This is a genomic window from Maritimibacter alkaliphilus HTCC2654 (assembly GCF_000152805.1).
Taxonomy (GTDB): domain Bacteria; phylum Pseudomonadota; class Alphaproteobacteria; order Rhodobacterales; family Rhodobacteraceae; genus Maritimibacter; species Maritimibacter alkaliphilus.
This window is the reverse complement of the sequence record NZ_CH902578.1, coordinates 1506325-1527086: the sequence shown is the minus strand read 5'-3', so window position 1 is coordinate 1527086 and position 20762 is coordinate 1506325. Positions and strand designations below refer to the sequence as shown.

Below are 20762 nucleotides of genomic sequence, written 5' to 3'. Positions count from 1 at the left end.
CACCGGTCTCCCCAACCTTGGCCGCACCATGCAAATGTTGCAATTGTCTCGCAACCGGGCGGTTGGTCGCAGTGGCGGCTTATGGCCTGACGCGGCTTGGGTTGGGCCAACGGATGACATCGGTGGAGAGTTCCACGCCGGACCGCACCCGTCGCCACCGACCCGCAGGCCCGGGCGACACGGACGCCCCCATAGACCCGGCCCCGGAAGTCGCGTAAATCAGAGAGTGGCGGTCTTGGATCGCGGTATTTTACGCAAGTCTATCTCAGGAATTGAAATGCGCGCCTTCGTCGCCCTGCTGCCCTCCGCCCTCGCTCTCACCGCCTGCGCGTCTCCGTTCACGAACGCGGCCATCGGCTACAATGCGATCCTGAACGAGATATCGGCGGCCCAGCAATCCGCCGACCAGTTGCCCACGTCCGGCACCGCAACCTATGCGGGTTACCTGCTGCTCGCGGCCTATGACAACACCGGGGCGTCGGACGATTTCATCGGCGATGTCGACATGGACGCGACCTTCACCGCCGCCGGCGCGACGCTCGACGGGCAGGTCACGAATTTTCAGGACAATGCCGACGAACAGCCCGTCGCGGGCACTCTGCGGCTCAACAACGGGGTGTTGGACCGCACCGCGTCGCTGACCAACCCCGACAATCCGGGCACCCAGCACAGCTTTTTCGTGAATGCGGACGGGACGCTGACCAATCAGGCGGGCGATACCTTCGCCTTCGACTCGGTGATCTACGGCGACGTGGTGGGCACGGACGGGAGCCTTCTGACCGGGCAGGTTTCGGGCGACGCGGTCATCAACGGCGTGACCGAAAGCGCGGGCGGCACCTTCGCGGCGCGCGCCGATTAGGCGCCTCAGGCAGCCGGGGCCCCTTCGAACACCGTATCGAAGGTCGCCTTCAGCGCCACGTCCAGATCCTCCATCGTCACCGGAAGGCCCAGATCGACGAGCGAGGTGACGCCGTGTTCGATGATCCCGCAGGGCACGATCCCGGTGAAATGGTCGAGGTCGGGGTCCACGTTGATCGAGATACCGTGGAAACTCACCCATTTGCGCAGGCGCACGCCGATGGCCGCGATCTTGTCTTCGGCCTTCTGCCCGGTGACCGACAGCGGCTTGTCGTCGCGCACGACCCAGACGCCGACGCGCCCGTCGCGAATCTCGCCGGTCACGTTGAACTGGTCGAGCGTCGCGATCACCCAATTCTCCATCTGCTTGACGAAGGCCCGCACATCGCGCCCGCGCGCGCCCACGTCGAGCATGACATAGACCACGCGCTGACCGGGGCCGTGATAGGTATATTGCCCGCCGCGCTTCGTCTCGTAGACCGGGAAGCGGTCCGCATCGACGAGATCGGCCGGCTTGGACGAGGTGCCGGCGGTGTAGAGCGGCGGATGCTCGACCAGCCAGATCAACTCGCCCGCCTCGCCCGCGGCGATGGCGGCGGCCCGTGCCTCCATGAACGCGACCGCCTCGTCGTAATCGGTCAGCCCTTCGGTGATCTTCCATTCGACCATGCGCGTTACGGGAGAAGCCCCGCCTCCTTCACCGCTGGCACATAGGTCCGGCTCACCGGAATGTCACGCCCGTCCGAGAGCGTCAGGATCGCCCGCGCCCCGTCGCGCCGGGCCGCCGTCACCTCGCCCGTCGCGACCCAGTGCGAGCGGTGGACCTGCATCCCGGCCACGTCCCCCGTCTCGTCCATCGCGTCGGAGAGCCGCATCAGGATAAGATCGGTCCCCGTGTTGGTCGCCACTTCGACATAGTGATCCTGCACCGAGATCGAGATCAGCCGCCCCCGTTTTTCCAGCGGCAGCCGGGCAAGCAGGCGGGGCGGGGCCGGGCTGGCCGTGGTCGCCGCGCCCTTCATCTGGCCCTCGGCCGCGCCCGTCACATGGCGCTGGATGCCGACGAAGGCCGCCGCGATGATGATCGAAATGACGATGACGTTGGTGCCGAGGATCAGGATCGCGTCCAGTTCGAAGAACTCTGTGCCGAAGACCGCGCCGTTCAGCACGATGAGCAGGGCGAAATTCACGAAGCCCGCGACCGCGCCCGCGACGATGACCGCCGGCCACATGCCAACGCGCCGCGCCCGCAGGGTTTCGGCCACGATCGTCGCCGATCCGCTGCCCGCGAAGAACCCGATGGCCGCGATCACCACCCAGTAGACCAGCCGGGGCAGGGTGCGCATGACGTCTTCGGTGCCGAACGGCCCCGCCAGACCGAGGATCAGGCCGACCGCCACGATGCCGATCCACGCGCCCCGGCTCGTCACCAGCATCTGCAACTCGCGCCGCGCAATCTGATAGGGGGTCTCGCTCAAACCGTCCGTGCCTCGTGTCGTCCGGGCGCAGTTTCCCCGCTCGGGCGGGCGGAGACAAGCGCCGATCCCTTGCGAATGGTCCCTCGTGTTGTATCACGGGGTCAGGGCGAGGGGATCAGGACAGTCGATGAGAATCTACATCCAGACGATCCCGAAATCCGGCACCTACTTCATGGCGGCGTTCCTGAGCGAACTCGGGTTCAACGACACCGGGCTGCACGTGGGCCTCGACCACGTGCTGCGGACCAAGGATTTCGAACTCAGGACCAATGTCGAAACGCCGGGCCGGACCCGCGCGATGCAGCCCTATGCGCAGACCATCCTCGGTCTTGCCGCCGGCGACGTCGCGTTCGGCCACATGCCAGTGGGCCTGCACCCGATCAAGTTTCCCCGCGTGTTCTTCGTCTGCTGCTATCGCCACCCGCGAAAGACGCTGGTGTCCGAGTTCGTCGATTTCCGCTTCCGCAGGCAGGACGTGCCGTGGATCAAGCCGTCCGAGATTGCCGACGACCGCGCGGCTTTTGCCACCTACCTGCGCAAATGCGGGCCCGAGCAGATGGACAAATGGCGCGACCTTCTGCGGGTCAGGCGCCTCGTCACCCTGCGCTGGCCGGGCTTTTCCGCGCGCCGCTATGCCTTCGTCAATTTCGACGCGATGCTCGCCGACCCCGAGGTGCCGCGCGCGCTGGCCGAACGGCTCGGCGTCGATCCCCAACGGGTGCCCGATGCGATGGCGGCGGCGCGGGCGGCCGAAACCAAAACCAAGGCCACGGGCCTCACACTCGACCGCAACGCCTTTTGGTCGAACGAGGCGGAGGCGGCCTATGCCGCGCTCAGGGCCGAGGCGCGCGTGCGGCGGGCCAAATCGCTGGGCCTGACGTTCTGACGATTGCATTTCACGCTTCGTGAACCGCAAAACCCCTGATTTCACGACGCGAGAGCGCCATTCACGCAAGCGAACTGGCCCGGTGCCGCGCGGCCTGTCACCACCGTTTCCAGACGCAAAACAACGCAACCGGAGATACCAGATGTTCGACCTGACCCCGCTTCTCGAAGCCCCGACCGCCGTCCAGATTCACGCCTTCGCGGCGTTGGAGGCGGTGCTGCTGACCCCCATCGTCCTCTTTCGCAAGAAGCGCGACATGATCCACCGGATCTCGGGCTATATCTGGGTGACGAACATGCTGATCGCGGCGTTTTCGTCGTTCTGGATCATGGAAATTCAGCTTGTCGGCCCGTTCAGCCCGATCCACGCGCTGTCGCTTTACGTCATCTTCAACGTGGTCAACGCAGTCCGTCACGCCCGGCGCGGCAACATCCGCGCGCATATGGGCATCATGCAGGGCACCGCGCTCTGGGGCCTCGGGATCGCGGGCGCCTTCACGCTTTTGCCGGGCCGCCGGATGAACGAGGTCATCTTCGGTCCGAGCATCGACGACGGCGTCAGCCTGGCCGTGCTGGCCTCGGTCGTGATGACGGTGGGGGCGGTGATCTACATCGTCCGGCGCGCCCCGCGGGCCGCGACGTGAGGGCCGGGGAGGGGGTTTTTCGCAGAACCTGCACTTACCCCCTTCACATCCCCCGAATCCCACGCTATGCAGCGCGCCACCAAGCCAAGACAGTGCGGTCGTGGCGGAATTGGTAGACGCGCAGCGTTGAGGTCGCTGTGGGGTAACTCCCGTGGAAGTTCGAGTCTTCTCGACCGCACCATCTCTCCCCCTCGGGGAGAACGACAAAGCCCCGCCATTGGCGGGGCTTTTGGTTTTCCAGGGCTCGCCCGCTCAGTGCAGGTTGTGCCGCCGCTGCGCCTCGTTCGCGATCCAGGCGTAGGTCTTTTCCATGCCCGCGCGCAGCGTCTCGGTCGGTTCCCACCCCAGCTTTTCGCGGATCAAGCGGTTGTCGGAGTTGCGCCCGCGCACGCCTTCGGGACCGGGGATGTTGTGGATGTCGATGGACTTTCCGGACAGGTCGATCACCATCCGGGCGAGATCGTTGATCGAAATCATCTCTTCCGACCCGATGTTCACCGGACCCTCGAACTCGGACCTGAGGAGCCGGGTGGTCCCCTCGACGCACTCATCGACATAAAGGAACGAGCGGGTCTGAAGCCCGTCGCCCCAGACCTCGATCGTGCCGCCTTCGGGCGTCATCGCGACCTTGCGGCACAGCGCGGCCGGGGCCTTTTCCTTGCCGCCGTCCCATGTGCCTTCGACGCCGAAGATGTTGTGATAGCGCGCGACGCGGCATTCCATCCCGTAGTTGCGGTTGTAGGCCAGATAAAGCCGTTCCGAGAACAGCTTTTCCCACCCGTATTCGCTGTCGGGATTGGCCGGATAGGCGCTGTCTTCGGCACAGTTCGGGTTGTCGGGGTCGAGCTGGTTGTGTTCGGGGTACATGCAGGCGGAGGAGGAATAAAACACCCGCTTGATGTTGCGCTTGTGGCAGGCGTCCAGCACGTTGAGGTTGATGGTCGCCGAATTGTGCATGATGTCGGCGTCGTTCTCGCCGGTGAAGACATAGCCCGCGCCGCCCATGTCGGCGGCGAGTTGATAGACCTCGTCGAAGCGTCGGTCGATGACGCGGCGGACCACCTCCTGCTCGCGCAGATCGCCGATCATGAAATCGTCCGCCTCGGTCTCGGCATGTTCGTGGAATTTCAGATCCACGCCACGCACCCAGAACCCTTCCCGCTTCAGGCGTTTGACCAGATGTCCGCCGATAAAGCCGCCGGCGCCGAGAACGAGTGCAGATTTCATGATGTCCGTCCAGATAATGAATAATTTGATGGGCGAGAGTAGTGCGTTCTGCGGCAAGCGCAAGGTCGTATGCGTGGGGGAGGGACGGCGCGCGACGGGCCGTTAAGTATTTGTGATCGGCGGCGCACTCTTATATTTCCATCCGGGGCCGTTCGTGTGTTCGATTTATATTTCGGGAGCCGCCGTCATGTTCGTGCCAGGGCAGGGGGTATGGTTCGCTCTGATTCCCTTTGCCTTTACGGCTTTGGTGAATTGATAATGGTTAATATTTGGTTAACGTCATCTGAATAATTTCGCCTTTCGTTGCAAGTTTTTCTCGGCCCAAGTTTGCGGCGCGAAAAACTTTCTAAAATTCAATCGATCACGTTGACCATCCCGAATATATACGCCAGCCTAGGTGTGGGAGCAGCCGGGGTGAGTCATCTCATCGGGCTTTGACATTTGGATATTCTGAACATTCTGACACGGGTGCGGTCGCGTGGCGCCGCGTTCAATATCAGTGGGCTTCGGCTTCTCGACGACACCGAAACGCAACCGCGCGGGGCCCGGGCGCCCGCGCAGCCGCAGACGGTCACGACGCCTCTTTCCCGGATCAGGCCCGAAGGACGACCGGGTATCAGCCTCGTCTCCTGCGTGCGCAATCGGATCGACAACCTGAGCGAAGCGGTGAAAACCTGGATCGCGCTCGACGAACTCGACGAAATCCTGATCGTCGACTGGTCGTCTGACGAACCCGTCGCCCGCGCACTGGCCCGCCGCCGCATCCGCGACAAACGCCTGCGGATCGTGCGTGTCGAGGGGGAGGACAAGTGGACCCTGTCCTATGCCTATAACGTGGGCTTCCGGCTGTCGCGACACGACCGGATCGTCAAGGCGGACGCGGATATTCAGATCGAGCGGGAGTTTTTCGCGCGCAACCCCTTGCCGGACAAAGGGTTCGTCGCGGGCAACTGGCGGCGCGTGCCCGAGGATCAGGCCCATACCAACGGGTTCTTCTATATCGACCGCGCGCATCTGGCCCGTGTCGGCGGTTTCAACGAATTCATCACGTCCTACGGCTGGGACGACGACGACCTTTACCGGCGTCTGGACGAGGGCGGGCTGACGCGCATCGACGTGGACCCGATCACGATCCATCATCTGCCGCATGGCGACGCGGAACGCCTTGACCGCGACCATGCCCCGGCAGGTGACACGGCGCTCGATCAGATCCGGCATGACCCGCATTTCGGCATCCGCCGCAACCAGCATCTCGTCGAACTCATGCCGATGTGGCGTGCGCACCTCGCGCCGCTGCCGATGTCGCATACGGTCGCCTCGGACGGGATGGAAACGCTCGAACGCCGTGCGCCGCATCCGAATGCCGTGCCGCGATTCGTGAACCAGCGCGTCGACGACTCCGCGCTTCGGGTCATGGCGTCGTGGCGGTTCGGGCCGGGGCTGCTCGGCCTGAACGAAACCGCGCTGACACGCCTGCTGGCAAGGCCCGCCGCGTCGATCACCGCCGAGACGGTGAGCGAAGCCCTCACGGCGCAGGAGGCCGCGCTGCGCGACATCCCGTCGCCCGCCTATGTGCCCCACCGCACGCGGCTGTTCATCGACACCCAGCACGGCCTCGGTAACCGCCTGCGCGCCATGGCCTCGGCCGCCACCATCGCCGATGCGACGGGGCGCGAACTGGTCGTTGTCTGGCACCCCGACCACCATTGCGAAGCGCGTCTGACCGACCTTTTCGACTATGACGGCGCGGTGATCGAAGACAGTTTCATCGACGACGCCACCCGACAGGGCGCCCACGTCTACAACTATATGGAGATCGAGGAGGGCGCTGAGAAGAACGTGCCTGTCGATCTGAAATGGTCCGGCGACATCTATGCCGGCTCGGCCTTCGTCCTGAACTGCGAGGTCGCGAATTGGGAGGCCGAGAACGCCTTTCTGCGCGCCATGACCCCCGCGGCGCATGTCCGTGATCTGGTCGCCGGGGTCCGCGCACCCAACGATGTCTCGGTCCACGTGCGGATGGTCGGCGGCGCGAAAGACGCGCATCTCAGCTACGAATCCGGGGAGGAGTGGAATGCCGAAAGTCAGGCGACCATCGGGTTCTGGCGCGAGAAAAGCCATTTCTCGGCTTTCCTCAAACGGGTGGAGGTGCTTCGGGCCGAGGGCGAGGCCGACCGGATCTTCGTCGCCGCCGACTCGCCCGAGGCCTATCGCGCCTTCACCGACACTTTCGGCGAAAACGTCGCCTACCTTCACCGCGATCTCTACGACCGCTCGCCCGACCAACTGGCCTATGCTCTGGCCGATGCGATCCTGCTTGGTCGCGCGCCGCGCCTGCTGGGCTCGACCTGGAGTTCCTTTACCGAACTTGCCCTCCGTCTGGCGCCCGCAAGGCCGGTGCAGGAAATGAGCGGAAAGGATTTCTGATGCTTCTCGCCAACCAAAGGGTCATGCGGCCCACCCGGATGGACCGGTCCGCGCCCCCGCGCTACCATGGGGCAACCGCCCCGGCACCGGAGGGCTCGCCATGCTGACCCCCGTCGCGGACCGTCGTGTCCGCCACCTCAAACCGCCCGCGTTCATCCATCTGTTCAAAGCGGCGGGCACGTCGATCCAGATCCAGATGCGCACCGTCCTGGGAACCGACGCGGTGCCCAAGATCAACGATTCCCGCAGTTTCGTCGCCGATGTCGGGGCCGCGCTCGACGATCCGTCGGTCGAAATCATCTGCGGCCACTATTCGTTCGCGCGGATCAACCAAGCCTATCTCGCGGCCAACAAGGGCTCGCCCGTCTGCTTCACCTTCCTGCGCGACCCGGTGGACCGTCTGGTGTCGAGCTACAATTACTTTCGCGAAACGGCGGGCGAGAAATGGCACGATCAGGCCGCCGCCATGAGCCTTGACGATTTCGCGCTGTTCCTGCTCGACAACGATCCGCGCGCGATCTGCAATCACCAGTGTCAGGAATTATCCGCCGACCATACCCCGACCTTCGCCGCCGCCCGCGCCAATATCGAAGCGCATTTCGCCTTCGTCGGCAGCGTCGATGAGATGGAGGCCGCCAATCGCGTCGCGCAGGACTGGCTCGGCCTCAGATGGGATGCGGGCAAGCGGTTGAACGTGTCGAGCCACGGGGTCACCCGCCGGCGCCTGTCGCCCACGGTGCGCGCCCGTGTCGCGGCGGCCACCGCCGAAGATCAGGAACTCATCGCCTTCATCCGCGATCGCGGCTGTTTCGTGGGGCAGGCGGCCGAACGGACGGCGAAAAGCGCCTGACGATCAGGTCGCGGCCAGCACCGCGCGCGCCTTGGCGCAGTCGTCGTCCATCTGTTCGATGAGCGCGTCGAGGCTGTCGAACCGTTCCTCGGGCCTGAGATAATCGACCAGCGCGACCGAAATGTGCTCGCCATAAAGATCGCCTTTGAAGTCGAACAGGAAGGTTTCGATGTTGGGAAGGTTCTCGCCGAAGGTGGGCCGCACGCCGATCGACGCGGCCCCGCCGTATTCCCCCGCATGGGGGCCGGTCAGCACGTCGGCCTTGACCGCGTAGACCCCGAACTTGGGCGGGTGCAGCCCCGCGATGGACATGTTGATCGTCGGATAGCCCAGATCGCGCCCGCGCTGATCGCCGCGCACCACGGTGCCGTCGATCCGGTGCCAATGCCCCAGCATCCGCGCCGCATCGCGCGGCCGACCCTCGCTCAGCGCCTGCCGGATCGCGGTCGACGAGATTTCGACGTCGTCGTCATGCATCAGCGGCGCGACGGTCACGCCGAACCCCATCTCTTGCCCCAGCGCGACAAGCGTGTCGACATTGCCCGCGCGCTTCGCCCCGAAGTGGAAATCCGCCCCGACCACGACGTGCCTCAGGCCGAGCCCATCGACAATGACCCGGCGGGCGAAATCCTCGGGCGTGAGCGCCGAAAGCGTGTCGTTGAAGGTCAGTTCATACAGCTTTTCGACGCCCAGCCAGTCCAGCCGGTTCGCCCGCGCCTCGGCATTCATAAGCCGGAACGGATCGCCGCCGGGCGCGAAATACTCACGCGGATGCGGCTCGAACGTCATCACGCCGAGCGGCGCGCTCAAGGCCGTCGCCTCGCGCCGCGCGATGTCGATGACGAACTGATGGCCCCGATGCACGCCGTCGAAATTCCCGATGGCCACCGAAGCGCCCCGGTCCTTCTGTTCGACGAACTGAAAATCCCGAATGATCCGCATATGTTGGGAGTAGCCGCGCCGCGCGTGCCCCGCAAGCCGCAAAAGGCGCACGGCCCGCCCCTTCTCTGTTTCCGAAAACCTTCGGGGGGCGCGCGAAGCGCGCGGGGGCAGACAGCCCCCTCGCACCTCACCGCCGTCCCGACCCGGCGAGGTCGCCGCCCGCGAGCGTAGCGAGCCACCGCGACGGGGCGTCAGCCCCGGCGCAATCCCTCAACCCAGTTCCGACAGACGCGTCAGCGCTTCGCGCAATTTGGCGGCCTCGTCTTCACGCGCGTCGAGGTTGCCTTGCGCCTCGGCCACCACATCCTCGGGTGCGTTTTCGGCGAATTTCGGGTTGTTCAGACGGTCCTTGAGCCCCCCGATCTCCTTCTCGAGCTTGCCGATGCTCTTCTCCAGCCGCGCCTTTTCTTCATCCACGTCGATGATGTCGGCCAGCGGCAGGGCGAAGGTGCCGCCCTCGACCGGGATGGTCACGCAGCCCTTGGGCAGATCGGCCATCTCGGTCACGCTGTCGATCCGCGCGAGTTTGAAGATCAGCGTTTCATTGGTGGCAAAGGCGGCCCGACCCGCCGCGTCGAGATCGCGCAGGATCATCGGGATCTTGAGGCCAGCGGGCACATGCATCTGGGCGCGGGCCGAACGCACGTCTTCGATCAGCTTCACGACCCAGTTCAACTCCCGGTCCGCATCCGCGTCGATCAGGTCGGCGCCGTATGTCGGCCAGTCCTGATGGACGAGCAGCGTGTCGCGCGTAGCGATCTGGCCCCAGAGCTCTTCGGTGATGAAGGGCATGATCGGGTGCAGAAGGATCAGGCACTGGTCGATAACCCAGGCCATCGTCGCCCGCGTCTCGGCCACGACCGCCGCATCGTCGGATGCCAGAAGCGGCTTGGCGAATTCCAGATACCAGTCGCAGACCTTGCCCCAGACATAGGCGTAAAGCCCGTTGGCCGCGTCGTTGAAGCGGTAGGCGGTGATCGCCTCGTCCACCAGTTCGCGCACCCGCGCGGTCTCGCCCACGATCCACTTGTTCACGGTCGCGTTCACGCTGGCCGGATCGAAGCCGGGCACCGGTTTGCAATCGTTCATCTCGGCGAACCGCGCCGCGTTCCACAGCTTCGTGCCGAAGTTCCGGTAGCCCTTGATCCGCTCTTCCGACAGCTTCAGCACGCCGCCGACCGCCGCCATCGAGGCATTGGTGAACCGCAGCGCATCCGCGCCGTATTCGTCGATGATCTCCAGCGGGTCGATGACGTTTCCGGTCGTCTTCGACATCTTCTTGCCCTTCTCGTCACGCACGAGTTGGTGAAGATAGACGGTGTGGAACGGCTCTTTCTCGACCACGGCAAGCTGCATCATCATCATGCGCGCGACCCAGAAGAACAGGATGTCGAAGCCCGTGACCAGCACGTCCGTGGGGAAATACTTGGCCAGTTCCGGCGTCTCTTCGGGCCAGCCCAGCGTCCCGATGGGCCACAGACCGGACGAGAACCAAGTGTCGAGCACGTCGGGGTCGCGCCAGACCGGATAGACCAGCTTGGACGGATCCTGATCGACGGTATAGGTGGCGAGCGTTTCGGCCAGCACGTCAATGGCTTCTTTCTTGTCGGCCACTTCGACGATGCGCATGTGGCTGATCGGAACCGGGGTGTCCGCGATTTCGTCCATGAAGGCATCTACGACGCCCTCGAAGCTTTCGGCGGCGTGATGCACCTCGCCCCGGTGGACGAGGCCGCCCATCAGCACCTTGAGCATTTCGATCTCGTCCAGATCGCCGTCGGCGCTGACATAATCCTCATAGGACAGGTCGAGCCCGTACCAGACCGGGATCTGATGCCCCCACCAAAGCTGGCGCGAAATGCACCACGGTTCGATGTTTTCGAGCCAGTGGTAATAGGTCTTCTCGCCGCTTTCGGGGATGATCTTGGTGCGCCCTTCGCGCACCGCGTCCAGCGCCGGGCCGACGACCTTTTCGGCGTCCACGAACCACTGGTCGGTCAGCATCGGCTCGATGACCACTTTCGAGCGGTCCCCGAACGGCTGCATGATCGGCTTGTTCTCGACGTACGGCACCGTCTCGCCTTCGTCGTTGGTCGTGGTGACCGCCAGCCCTTCGGCATTGATCTGCTCGACGACGCGCTCGCGTGCCTCGAACCGGTCCAGACCGCGCAGATCGTCGGGGACGAGGTTCAGCGTATCGACTTCGGCCCCGGTGAAATCCGCGCCGTTCGCGATCTCCTGCGCGCGGGTCGCACAGGTTGCGTAATCTTCGCCATCCGCGCGCATCTGCCCGGCCATGTCCATGAGCCGATACATCGGAATGCCGCCGCGCGTGGCGACCGCGTAGTCGTTGAAGTCATGCGCGCCGGTGATCTTCACCGCGCCCGACCCGAAGGTCGGGTCCGGGTAGTCGTCGGTGATTATCGGGATCAGGCGGCGGTGCTCTTTCGGCCCGACCGGGATTTCGCACAGCTTGCCCACGATAGGTGCGTAGCGTTCATCCTTGGGATGCACCGCGACCGCACCGTCGCCCAGCATGGTTTCGGGCCGGGTCGTGGCGATCGAGATATAGTCGCGCTCTTCGGTGAGCACGACGTTCCCGTCCTCGTCTTTCTCGACGTACGTATAGGTCTCGCCGCCCGCGAGCGGGTATTTGAAGTGCCACATATGGCCCTGCACTTCGATGTTCTCGACCTCGAGGTCCGAGATCGCGGTTTCGAAATGCGGGTCCCAGTTCACCAGCCGCTTGCCGCGATAGATGAAGCCCTTCTGATACATATCGAGAAAGACCTTGATGACCGCGTCATGGAAGTTGGGCGAGTTCTCGTGCCCGGTGCGCGGGTCGCCATCGGCGCCTGCCATGGTAAAGGCGTTGCGGTCCCAGTCGCAGGAGGCGCCGAGGCGCTTCAACTGCTCGACGATGGTGCCGCCGTATTGCCCCTTCCACTCCCACACCTTGTCGAGGAACGCCTCGCGGCCAAGTTCCCGGCGCGAGGGCTGCTGGGTCGCGGCCAGCATCTTTTCGACCTGAAGCTGCGTCGCGATGCCCGCGTGGTCCTGACCGGGCTGCCAGAGCGTGTCGAACCCGCGCATCCGGTGCCAGCGCACGAGGATGTCCTGAAGCGTGTTGTTGAACGCATGGCCCACATGCAGCGCGCCCGTCACGTTGGGCGGCGGGATCATCACGGTGAAGGTCTCATCGCGCGAGGCATTAGCACCAGCGGCAAAGGCTTTCGCCTCTTCCCACTTTGCGGAAATACGCGGCTCGGCGGTCTTGGCGTCGAAGGTCTTGTCCATGGCCATGGGTTCATCCCCGTTCTTGGGTGGCTTCGGTCGAAGGGGTGATAGCGGCTGGCGCGGCCAAGGGAAAGGCGGCGTTGCCAAATTGTGCGGGCTGGCGCCCGCGCTGCTTTCTGGTGCCTGTGGTCCGGGGAGCGCGATCCGCCGGGTGGCGGCAGAGGCGTCGGCTGCGGGCTCACCTCAACGGCGGTAAGTAAGGCTGCGCGTCGGCGCGGGATATTTCGCGCCGGGAGGTGCTCAGGTGATGACATCCGGGGCGTCGCGCCCGGTGCGTTTTTCAAGCTCTGCGATCTGATCCGCCGCGCGCGCCACCCGTTCGAGCGCCTTTTGCGGGTCTTGGGCGAGGTTGCCGGCGGGGTCTTCGTGGTTTTCGAGGTAGAGGCGGATCGTCGCGCCCTGCGTGCCGGTGCCGGAGAGGCGCAGAACGGCGCGCGCGCCGCCTTCGAAATTCAGAATGATCCCCTGCGCGGTGGCGCGGGAGCCGTCGACCGGGTCGGTATAGTCGAAATCCTGAGCATGGGTGACGGTGAGGCCTGCGAAGCTTTTGCCCGGCAGCGTTTCCAGCCGGTCGCGCAGGTCGTCCATCAACGTGTTCGCCACGTCGCTGTCCACCGCCTCATAGTCGTGACGCGAGTAATAGGTGCGGCCGTATTCGGCCCAGTGATCGTCCATGATCTCCTGCACCGACTGTTTGCGGGCGGCGATGATGTTGAGCCACATGAGCACGGCCCAGAGCCCGTCTTTCTCGCGCACGTGGTTCGATCCGGTTCCGGCGCTTTCTTCGCCACAGATCGTGGCGCGGCCCGCGTCGAGGAGGGTGCCGAAGAACTTCCACCCCGTCGGCGTCTGATGCGCTTCGACGCCGAGTTTCGCGGCCACCCGATCCGCCGCGCCCGAGGTGGGCATGGAGCGGGCGATGCCCGCGATGCCGCCTGCATAGCCGGGGGCGAGGTGGGCATTGGCCGCGATCACGGCGAGGCTGTCGGAGGGCGTGACGTAGATGCCGCGCCCCATAATCATGTTGCGGTCGCCGTCCCCGTCCGAGGCCGCGCCGAAATCGGGGCCGTCCGGGTCCATCAGGTGATCGACGAGATCCTTGGCCCAGACCGGGTTCGGGTCCGGGTGGCCGCCGCCGAAATCGGGCGAAGGGCGGCGGTTCACGACGCTGCCGTGCGGTGCGCCAAGACGCCGTTCGAGAATCTCGACCGCGTAAGGCCCGGTGATCGCGTGCATCGCGTCGAATCGCAGCGTGAAGCCGCGCGAGATCAGATCGCGGATCGCATCGAAGTCGATCAGCGTCTCCATGAGCGCCGCGTAGTCGGCCACCGGGTCGATGACCTCGATCTCCATGTCGCCCAGTGCGAAGCGCCCCTCTTCGGTGATGGAGGGGGCGTCGTCCTGCGCGATGTGGTATTCGGTGAGCGTTTTCGTCTGCTCGTAGATCGCGTTGGTGATCGCCTCGGGCGCGGGGCCGCCGTTGGGGATGTTGTATTTCAGGCCGAAGTCGCCCTTGGGGCCGCCCGGATTGTGGCTTGCGGAGAGGATGAAGCCGCCATCGGTTTCGTACTTGCGGATGAGGTGGGAGGCGGCGGGGGTCGAGAGCAATCCGCCACGCCCGACGATGACCTTTTTCACGCCGTTCGCAGCGGCCATGCGCAGCATCTTGGCGATGGCCACATCGTTGAAGTAGCGCCCGTCGCCGCCGATGACATAGGTCTTGCCCGCCGGTTCGACCACGTTGAACATCGACTGGACGTAGTTTTGCAGGAAATCGGACTGGGAAAAGACCTCGGTGGTCTTGCGCAGGCCCGAGGTGCCGGGCTTCTGTCCGTCGATCGGTCGGGTGGCGCGCGTCTTGATCTGCATGGTCCTGAAATTCCCTGTCAGCCCGAGCGTTGGATCTTTGTAGACAGGTGTATCAACGTCTCTGACCCTTTTATACCGTCAATCTCGCCGATGACGTCCAGCGTGCGGTCCAGCGCCGCCGTTGTGGGCGCGGCGAGCGTGAGCACCAGATCGGCGCGGCCGGAGGCGGTGTGCGCCGCCTCGACCTCGGGCATTCGGTCGAGCCGTTTCACGACCGCAGGCGTCGCGCGCGGGTCGAGCGACAGAAGGACGGTCGCCCGGATCTGACCGGCCCGCACCGCGTCGCCCAGCCTGAGAGCGTAACCCGCGATCACGCCGTTTCGTTCCAGCCGTTCGAGCCGGGCCTGCACGGTCGAGCGGGCGAGACCGAGGTCACGGGCGAGCGTGGCCACCGGGGTGCGGGCATCCTCGCCGAGCCGGGCGAGGAGGTGGCGGTCGGTTTCGTCCATCTGTCGGCCTTTTCGTCGTTATGACGGAAGAAAACCACGAAACGCCCGATGTGTCGCTATGAATCGACGGAATTCGGCCCCACGCTTTTGGGTAGAAAAGCGAACAGGGGCAACGACATGAGCAGGTATTCCCGCATCTGGGCGACAGAGATCGACCATCTGCGCGCCACCACGCCGGATCATCCGGTGCTGTATTTCTCGCCTGAAACGCTGGCCGAGACCGCGCGGCGGTTTCGCGAGGGGTTTCCGGGGCTGGTGACCTATGCGGTCAAGGCGAACGACAATCCCGGCGTGATCGACACGCTGGCGCAGGTCGGGGTGACCAGTTTCGACGTGGCGTCGCCGGCCGAGATCGCACTGGTGCGCGAGGTCGTGCCCTTCGCCACGCTGCATTACAACAATCCGGTGCGCAGCATTCCCGAGATCGACGCGGCGGTGGCGGCTGGTGTCGCGTCCTATTCCATCGACGGGTTCGGGGAGTTGGAGAAACTCAAGGGCCGTGTGCCGCAGGGCGTCGAGGTTTCGGTGCGTCTGGCGCTGCCGGTCAAGGGCGCGGCCTATGACTTCGGCGCCAAGTTCGGGGAGCCGCCCGAGGGTTGCGTCGACCTGCTGCGGGCGGTCGTGGCGGCCGGATACGTGCCCGCGATGACGTTCCATCCCGGCACCCAATGCGAAGATCCGGCGGCCTGGGCGCGTTACATCGAAACCTGCGGTGAGATTTCGCGAAAGGCGGGCGTTCCGCTTGCCCGGCTGAACGTCGGCGGAGGCTTTCCCTCCGACCGGGGCACGGGTGCCCGGCTGGAACCGATCTTTGCCGAAATCGCGCGGGCCGTCGCCGGGGCCTTCGGCGATACCCAGCCGCATCTTGTGTGCGAGCCGGGGCGGGCGATGGTGGCCGAGGCATTCTCGCTCGCCGTGCGGGTCAAGGCGATCCGGGGCTGCGGATCGCTTTTTCTCAACGACGGGATCTACGGACTTCTGGCCGAGGTGCCGATCATGGGGCCCTATGGCCGGATGCGTGTCGTCGCGCCGGACGGGACGCCGCGCCGGGGCGCGCCGTCGCCGCGCGTTCTTTACGGGCCGACCTGCGATTCCCTCGACCGGCTGCCGGGCGAGGTGGCCTTGCCCGCGGACCTTTGCGAAGGGGATGTGCTGATCTTCGACGGGATGGGGGCCTATTCGACCGCGACCAACACGCGGTTCAACGGGTATGGTGCACATGAAATCGTGACGGTGCGCCGGGGTGGACATCGCGCCACGCAAAGCTAGTGTCACCCGCGTAGTCGCGCGGGAGTCACCATGGAAAAGTTCGGCAAGGCCCAATCCTTCACTCGGCTTGAGGATGTTCGCTTTCTGAAAGGCGAGGGCCGGTATATCGACGATGTCGCGCCCGAAAACGCGTATTTCGGATATTTCCTGCGCTCTCAGGTCGCCCATGGCACGATTGCCGAGCTGGGTCTGGACGATGCGCGCGACCTGGACGGTGTCCATCTGATCCTCACCGCCGACGATCTGGAGGCGGCGGGCGTGGCGCTCGATATGTGGTCTTTGCGCATGACCAATGTCGACGGGACCAAGGGCGCGGCACCGAAACGGCCGCCGCTGGCCAAAGGCAAGGTGCGCTTCGTGGGCGAGGCGGTGGCGTTCATCGTGGCCGACAGCATCGACGTGGCCAAGGACGCCGCCGAGATGATCGAACTCGACATCGACGAACTGGACCCGCATCTGGAAATCGCGCCCGGCGGCCCGCTGGTGCATGACGACGTGCCGGACAACCTCGCCTATGATTTCGGGATCGGGGATCGCGACGCGACCGAAACGGCGATTGCGGACGCCGCCCATGTGGTGACCTGCGAGGTGGCCGACACCCGCGTCGCCGCCGTGTCGATGGAGCCGCGCGGGGCCTTTGCCGAGCCGATCGAGAACGGCCGGATGCATTTCGCGTTTTCGGGTCAGGGTGTCTGGGGCCCCAAGGGCCAGATCGCCAAGGCGCTGGGCATGGACGAGGACGATCTGAAGGTGACGACCCCCGACGTGGGCGGCGGGTTCGGCATGAAGGGGCAGATGTATCCCGAATACATCGTGCTGGTTCATGCCGCGCGCGTGCTGAACCATCCGGTGCGCTGGATCGCCGATCGCTCGGAATCGCTGCTGACCGACAATGCGGGCCGCGCGTTGACGCACACCGCGACACTGGCCTTCGATACGGACTTCAGGATCACCGCCTACAAGGTCGAAAGCCTGTCGGACCTCGGCGCCTACAACGGCCAGTTCGGTCAGGGCATTCAGGCGCAGTTATTCTCCCGCGTGCTGACCGGGGTCTATGACATTCAGACCGCGTGGCTGAACACCAAGGGGATCTATACGAACACCGTGCAGGTCGACGCCTATCGCGGGGCGGGGCGGCCCGAGGCGATTTACCTGCTCGAAACGATGATGGACCGCGCCGCGCGCGCGTTGGGCATCGACCCGTGGGATATCCGGCGCCGCAACTTCATCGCGCCCGATGCCTTCCCCTATGACACGATCGTCGGCGAGACCTATGACGTCGGTGAGTTCAACAAGGTGCTGTCGCGCGTGGCCGACGAGGCCGATCTTCAGGGTTACGCCAAACGGCATGAGGACAGCGAGAAAGCGGGCAAACTGCGCGGCATCGGGCTGTGTTACTACATCGAGTCGATCCTCGGTTCGCCCGAAGAGGACGCGACGCTCGAATTCACCGAAGACGGGCGGGCGCTTTTGTATGTCGGCACGCAGTCGAACGGGCAGGGGCATGAAACGGTCTATGCCAAGTTCCTGTCGGACCAGACCGGCATCCCCGTGGACCGGATCGAGATCGTGCAGGGCGACAGCGACCGGATCGCACGGGGCGGCGGCACCGGGGGGTCACGCTCGGTCACCGTGCAGAACAACGTGACGCTTCAGACGGTCGCCAAGGTCGTCGAAGGGTTCAGCGCGTTTCTGGCCGAGGTCGAAGAGGTCGCGGTCGAGGATGTGAGCTTCGATGACGAGGTGTTCCGCATCAAGGGGTCGAACCTGACGCCGACGATGCTGGACGCGGCGGCGCTGGCGAAAGCCAAGGGCCGCGACGATCTGCTGCGCACCACCGAGACGGCCAAGCTGCCCGCGCGGTCGTTCCCGAACGGTGCCCATGTGGCCGAGGTCGAGGTGGACCCCGAGACCGGCGTCACCCGTCTGGATCGCTACACCGTGACGGATGACTTCGGGAACATGATAAACCCGTTGCTCGTTGAAGGTCAGGTGCATGGTGGCGTGGTTCAGGGCATGGGTCAGCTGATGATGGAGCAACTCGTGACGGATGAAGACGGTCAGGTTCTGACCGCCTCCTTCATGGACTATGCCATGCCGCGCGCCGACAACACGCCGTTCATGAAATTTACCACCGAACCCGTGCCCTCGACCGCCAACGTCATGGGGATGAAGGGCTGCGGCGAGGCGGGCACGGTCGGGTCGATGGCCGCCATCGGCAACGCCATCACCGATGCGCTGTGGCAGCGCGGTGTGCGCGATCCTCAGATGCCCTATACGCCCCTGCGCGTCTGGCAGATGCTACGGGACGCCGAGTGATGGTTCCGGTGCGGTCATGTCGCTGAAGACCCGCCTCAACCGGGCGCTTCACGGGCTGACCGACGGCGGGTTCACCCGCTTTCGCAAATGGCTGCGCGGCCGGGTGCTGTCGGCCAGCGCCGACACACCGGCGCGCGAACCCGTCACCCACGTCATCGTGCTCGATGGCACCATGTCCTCGCTCGATCCGGGGGAAGAGACCAACGCGGGCCTCGTCTATCGCCTGATGGACGAGGTGCGGCGGTCCGGGCATGGCGCCAAGATCTCGGTCTACTACGAGGCGGGCATCCAGTGGCGCGGGTGGAAATCGGCGTGGACGGTCGCGACCGGCAAGGGGATCAACCGGCAGATCAGGCGGGCCTACGGCGTGCTGGCAAGCCGGTATCGTCCGGGCGACAAGATCTATCTCTTCGGGTATTCGCGGGGCGCCTTCGCGGTCCGGTCGCTGTCCGGCCTGATCGGGCGTGTCGGGCTTTTGAAGGCCGAACATGCGACCGAGCGCAACGTGTTGCAGGCCTATCGCCATTACGAGGCCGAAGAGATCAGCGACGCCTCGCGCGCGTTTTCTCAGGCCTATTGTCACGAAAGCACGACAATCGAGATGATCGGCGTCTGGGATACGGTGAAGGCGTTGGGTCTGACCTGGCCGCTGATCTGGCGGCTCTACGAGAACAAGCACAAGTTCCACGACGCGAACCTCGATCGCCACGTGCTGCACGGCTATCACGCGCTGGCGCGGGACGAGACGCGGTCGGCCTATGAACCGCTCATCTGGGAGACGACGGGGGAGTATCCGGGGCGTGTCGAACAGGTGTGGTTTCCCGGCAGCCACGGCGACGTGGGCGGGCAGATCGGCACGTTCAAGGCGGCGCGCCCCCGGTCTTTCGTGTCCTTGCACTGGATGCTGGGCAAGGCCGAAGCGGTCGGGCTGACGCTGCCCGAAGGCTGGCGTGCGCGGTTCCCGCCGAACCCGGACGCGCCGTCGATGGGCACGTTTCACGGCTGGGGAAAAATCTTCGTCCTGCGCGCGAAACGCAAACGGGGCCGCGATCCTTCGGAGCGGGACTGGGATCCCGAGATGCCGGACCCGATCGACCCGATCACGCCCGAGGCGACCCAATCTGCATGACGATGCAGGTGGTCGATCCGGTGGCATAGAGCTTGCCGTCCGCGACCCCACGGATTTCGCCGTTCGCGACGCCGGTGGAGCGGCCGCTGTGCTGGGTGGTGCCGATCGCCTCGATCTCGGTGCCGAGAGGGATCGGGCGCACGATGTTGATCTTGTATTCGAGCGTCGTATAGGTCGACCCTTGGGGCACCGTGGTCATCACCGCGCAGGCCATGCAACTGTCCAGCAGCGTGCCGTACCAGCCGCCATGCACCGTGCCCATCGGGTTGCAGAAGTCGAAGGTCGGGGTGCCGCGAAACACCACGCGGCCCGCGTCGACCGCGTGCAGTTCATAGCCGAGGGTCGCGCCGATGGGCGGGCCGGGCAGGTCGCCCGACAGGATGCCGCGCATGTAGTCGAGGCCCGACATCGACAGGGCCTTGTCGGGGGTCACGAGGTCTTCGATCCGGGTTGCACGGTTCATGGGCGGTCCTCCTCGGCACAACCTTTCGGGATCGGATCATGCGGGCAAGTCTGACGTGGGGTCGCGACCCGGTCATTCGTCCGGGAAGGTGCCCAGATCGGATTTCACGATGTGGTCGATCAGGATCGGCACCACGCCGTTCAGGCTTTGCTGCCCGATGAAGTTCGCGCCTGCCTCGCGCAGGACCGCCATGATCGGCTGGCCGTCCCATTCGATCATGCCGCGCAGGTCCATACGGGCGTTGCCATAACAGCCGCCGCCCGAGCGTTCGGCGTCGATGAAAAGGTGCAGGGTCGTCTTGGCGTCGTCGCCTTCGGTGAAAGCGATCCCCTGACCTTCCAGCGCCGCCTTGGCGATCCCCGCCGCTTCGGCAGCCGACGTCCAGCATCCGTCCTCGGCGGCGTCCTCATAGGAAAAGCCGACCGGGCTGATGTTGGCCTTGGTATAGGGGTGAACCTCTTCGTTCTGGGCGAAAGCGGGCAGGGCGAGGGCCGTGAGGCCGGCAAAAATAAGAACAATCTTCATGGGGCAAATCCGTTCGGGTTGAATGTCCTGCCCAGTTTCCATAGGTCTCGTGCCGCATGTCAATCGCGGGGGCCTTCCCTTTGCAGGTGCAGCGAAAATTTTTCGCACACGACACGTTGACAGGTCCGTTT

The 20762-nt window shown here is 65.0% G+C and carries 17 protein-coding genes and 1 tRNA gene; 9 read left to right on the top strand and 9 right to left on the bottom strand.

The window, feature by feature from the left end; all coding sequences use genetic code 11:
• The first annotated feature begins 277 nt into the window (after window positions 1-277).
• Window positions 278-859 (top strand): hypothetical protein, encoded by a 582-nt coding sequence (locus RB2654_RS08420; protein ID WP_008330450.1) that lies wholly within the window; start codon window positions 278-280, stop codon window positions 857-859.
• 5 nt (window positions 860-864) lie between these two features.
• On the opposite strand, the gene lipB is transcribed toward RB2654_RS08420, so the two are convergent.
• On the bottom strand, window positions 865-1527 hold the full coding sequence (gene lipB, locus RB2654_RS08415) for a lipoyl(octanoyl) transferase LipB (protein ID WP_008330449.1): 663 nt from the start codon (window positions 1525-1527) through the stop codon (window positions 865-867).
• A gap of 5 nt (window positions 1528-1532) precedes the next feature.
• A complete protein-coding gene (locus tag RB2654_RS08410; RefSeq protein ID WP_040884608.1) occupies window positions 1533-2336 on the bottom strand; it encodes a LytTR family DNA-binding domain-containing protein in 804 nt (267 codons plus the stop codon).
• Window positions 2337-2463: 127 nt separating this feature from the next.
• Here RB2654_RS08410 and RB2654_RS08405 point away from each other — a divergent pair, with 127 nt between their 5' ends.
• The 3 genes from RB2654_RS08405 (at window position 2464) to RB2654_RS08395 (ending at window position 4046) form a co-directional block, all read left to right on the top strand.
• On the top strand, window positions 2464-3222 hold the full coding sequence (locus RB2654_RS08405; RefSeq protein WP_008330447.1) for a hypothetical protein: 759 nt from the start codon (window positions 2464-2466) through the stop codon (window positions 3220-3222).
• Window positions 3223-3364: 142 nt separating this feature from the next.
• Complete coding sequence (locus tag RB2654_RS08400) at window positions 3365-3865, top strand: DUF2306 domain-containing protein (RefSeq protein WP_008330446.1); 501 nt, start codon at window positions 3365-3367, stop codon at window positions 3863-3865.
• A 94-nt stretch (window positions 3866-3959) separates the two neighbouring features.
• Window positions 3960-4046 (top strand) — tRNA-Leu (locus tag RB2654_RS08395).
• Between the two features lie 71 nt (window positions 4047-4117).
• Here RB2654_RS08395 and RB2654_RS08390 read toward each other — a convergent pair.
• Complete coding sequence (locus RB2654_RS08390) at window positions 4118-5092, bottom strand: NAD-dependent epimerase/dehydratase family protein (RefSeq protein WP_008330444.1); 975 nt, start codon at window positions 5090-5092, stop codon at window positions 4118-4120.
• Between the two features lie 441 nt (window positions 5093-5533).
• Between RB2654_RS08390 and RB2654_RS08385 the strand changes: the two genes are divergently transcribed.
• Both RB2654_RS08385 and RB2654_RS08380 read left to right on the top strand, forming a co-directional pair.
• On the top strand, window positions 5534-7519 hold the full coding sequence (locus RB2654_RS08385) for a glycosyltransferase (RefSeq protein WP_008330443.1): 1986 nt from the start codon (window positions 5534-5536) through the stop codon (window positions 7517-7519).
• A 100-nt stretch (window positions 7520-7619) separates the two neighbouring features.
• Complete coding sequence (locus RB2654_RS08380; protein ID WP_008330442.1) at window positions 7620-8369, top strand: sulfotransferase family 2 domain-containing protein; 750 nt, start codon at window positions 7620-7622, stop codon at window positions 8367-8369.
• 3 nt (window positions 8370-8372) lie between these two features.
• On the opposite strand, the gene RB2654_RS08375 is transcribed toward RB2654_RS08380, so the two are convergent.
• From RB2654_RS08375 to RB2654_RS08360, 4 genes are all read right to left on the bottom strand, one after another.
• Window positions 8373-9311, bottom strand: coding sequence for a bifunctional riboflavin kinase/FAD synthetase (locus RB2654_RS08375; RefSeq protein ID WP_008330441.1), 939 nt, complete (start codon window positions 9309-9311; stop codon window positions 8373-8375).
• A gap of 210 nt (window positions 9312-9521) precedes the next feature.
• On the bottom strand, window positions 9522-12614 hold the full coding sequence (locus RB2654_RS08370) for a valine--tRNA ligase (protein WP_008330440.1): 3093 nt from the start codon (window positions 12612-12614) through the stop codon (window positions 9522-9524).
• A gap of 234 nt (window positions 12615-12848) precedes the next feature.
• Window positions 12849-14477: an alpha-D-glucose phosphate-specific phosphoglucomutase gene (locus tag RB2654_RS08365; RefSeq protein ID WP_008330439.1), complete on the bottom strand. Its 1629-nt coding sequence runs from the start codon at window positions 14475-14477 to the stop codon at window positions 12849-12851.
• 17 nt (window positions 14478-14494) lie between these two features.
• The gene (locus RB2654_RS08360; protein ID WP_008330438.1) at window positions 14495-14926 is read right to left on the bottom strand and encodes an Lrp/AsnC family transcriptional regulator; all 432 of its coding nucleotides are present in this window, start codon (window positions 14924-14926) and stop codon (window positions 14495-14497) included.
• 117 nt (window positions 14927-15043) lie between these two features.
• On the opposite strand from RB2654_RS08360, the gene RB2654_RS08355 reads away from it, so the two are divergent.
• The 3 genes from RB2654_RS08355 to RB2654_RS08345 are packed head-to-tail and all read left to right on the top strand — an operon-like array spanning window position 15044 to window position 19643.
• Window positions 15044-16195: a type III PLP-dependent enzyme gene (locus tag RB2654_RS08355; protein ID WP_040884605.1), complete on the top strand. Its 1152-nt coding sequence runs from the start codon at window positions 15044-15046 to the stop codon at window positions 16193-16195.
• Between the two features lie 30 nt (window positions 16196-16225).
• Window positions 16226-18514, top strand: a complete 2289-nt coding sequence (locus RB2654_RS08350; protein ID WP_008330429.1) for a xanthine dehydrogenase family protein molybdopterin-binding subunit — start codon at window positions 16226-16228, stop codon at window positions 18512-18514.
• 16 nt (window positions 18515-18530) lie between these two features.
• Window positions 18531-19643 (top strand): T6SS phospholipase effector Tle1-like catalytic domain-containing protein, encoded by a 1113-nt coding sequence (locus RB2654_RS08345; protein WP_008330428.1) that lies wholly within the window; start codon window positions 18531-18533, stop codon window positions 19641-19643.
• On the opposite strand, the gene RB2654_RS08340 is transcribed toward RB2654_RS08345, so the two are convergent.
• Both RB2654_RS08340 and RB2654_RS08335 read right to left on the bottom strand, forming a co-directional pair.
• A complete protein-coding gene (locus tag RB2654_RS08340; RefSeq protein ID WP_008330427.1) occupies window positions 19615-20106 on the bottom strand; it encodes a PaaI family thioesterase in 492 nt (163 codons plus the stop codon). The two genes, RB2654_RS08345 and RB2654_RS08340, sit on opposite strands and share 29 nt — an antisense overlap.
• A gap of 72 nt (window positions 20107-20178) precedes the next feature.
• Window positions 20179-20631, bottom strand: a complete 453-nt coding sequence (locus tag RB2654_RS08335) for a hypothetical protein (RefSeq protein ID WP_008330426.1) — start codon at window positions 20629-20631, stop codon at window positions 20179-20181.
• Window positions 20632-20762: the final 131 nt, after the last annotated feature.

Coding starts and splice junctions, on each gene's coding strand:
- lipB (WP_008330449.1), bottom strand. CDS start 1,527: ATGGTCGAATGGAAGATCACCGAAGGGCTGACCGATTACGACGAGGCG.
- RB2654_RS08380 (WP_008330442.1), top strand. CDS start 7,620: ATGCTGACCCCCGTCGCGGACCGTCGTGTCCGCCACCTCAAACCGCCC.
- RB2654_RS08335 (WP_008330426.1), bottom strand. CDS start 20,631: ATGAAGATTGTTCTTATTTTTGCCGGCCTCACGGCCCTCGCCCTGCCC.
- RB2654_RS08355 (WP_040884605.1), top strand. CDS start 15,044: ATGAGCAGGTATTCCCGCATCTGGGCGACAGAGATCGACCATCTGCGC.
- RB2654_RS08370 (WP_008330440.1), bottom strand. CDS start 12,614: ATGGCCATGGACAAGACCTTCGACGCCAAGACCGCCGAGCCGCGTATT.
- RB2654_RS08340 (WP_008330427.1), bottom strand. CDS start 20,106: ATGAACCGTGCAACCCGGATCGAAGACCTCGTGACCCCCGACAAGGCC.
- RB2654_RS08360 (WP_008330438.1), bottom strand. CDS start 14,926: ATGGACGAAACCGACCGCCACCTCCTCGCCCGGCTCGGCGAGGATGCC.
- RB2654_RS08390 (WP_008330444.1), bottom strand. CDS start 5,092: ATGAAATCTGCACTCGTTCTCGGCGCCGGCGGCTTTATCGGCGGACAT.
- RB2654_RS08350 (WP_008330429.1), top strand. CDS start 16,226: ATGGAAAAGTTCGGCAAGGCCCAATCCTTCACTCGGCTTGAGGATGTT.
- RB2654_RS08405 (WP_008330447.1), top strand. CDS start 2,464: ATGAGAATCTACATCCAGACGATCCCGAAATCCGGCACCTACTTCATG.
- RB2654_RS08400 (WP_008330446.1), top strand. CDS start 3,365: ATGTTCGACCTGACCCCGCTTCTCGAAGCCCCGACCGCCGTCCAGATT.
- RB2654_RS08365 (WP_008330439.1), bottom strand. CDS start 14,477: ATGCAGATCAAGACGCGCGCCACCCGACCGATCGACGGACAGAAGCCC.
- RB2654_RS08420 (WP_008330450.1), top strand. CDS start 278: ATGCGCGCCTTCGTCGCCCTGCTGCCCTCCGCCCTCGCTCTCACCGCC.
- RB2654_RS08345 (WP_008330428.1), top strand. CDS start 18,531: ATGTCGCTGAAGACCCGCCTCAACCGGGCGCTTCACGGGCTGACCGAC.
- RB2654_RS08375 (WP_008330441.1), bottom strand. CDS start 9,311: ATGCGGATCATTCGGGATTTTCAGTTCGTCGAACAGAAGGACCGGGGC.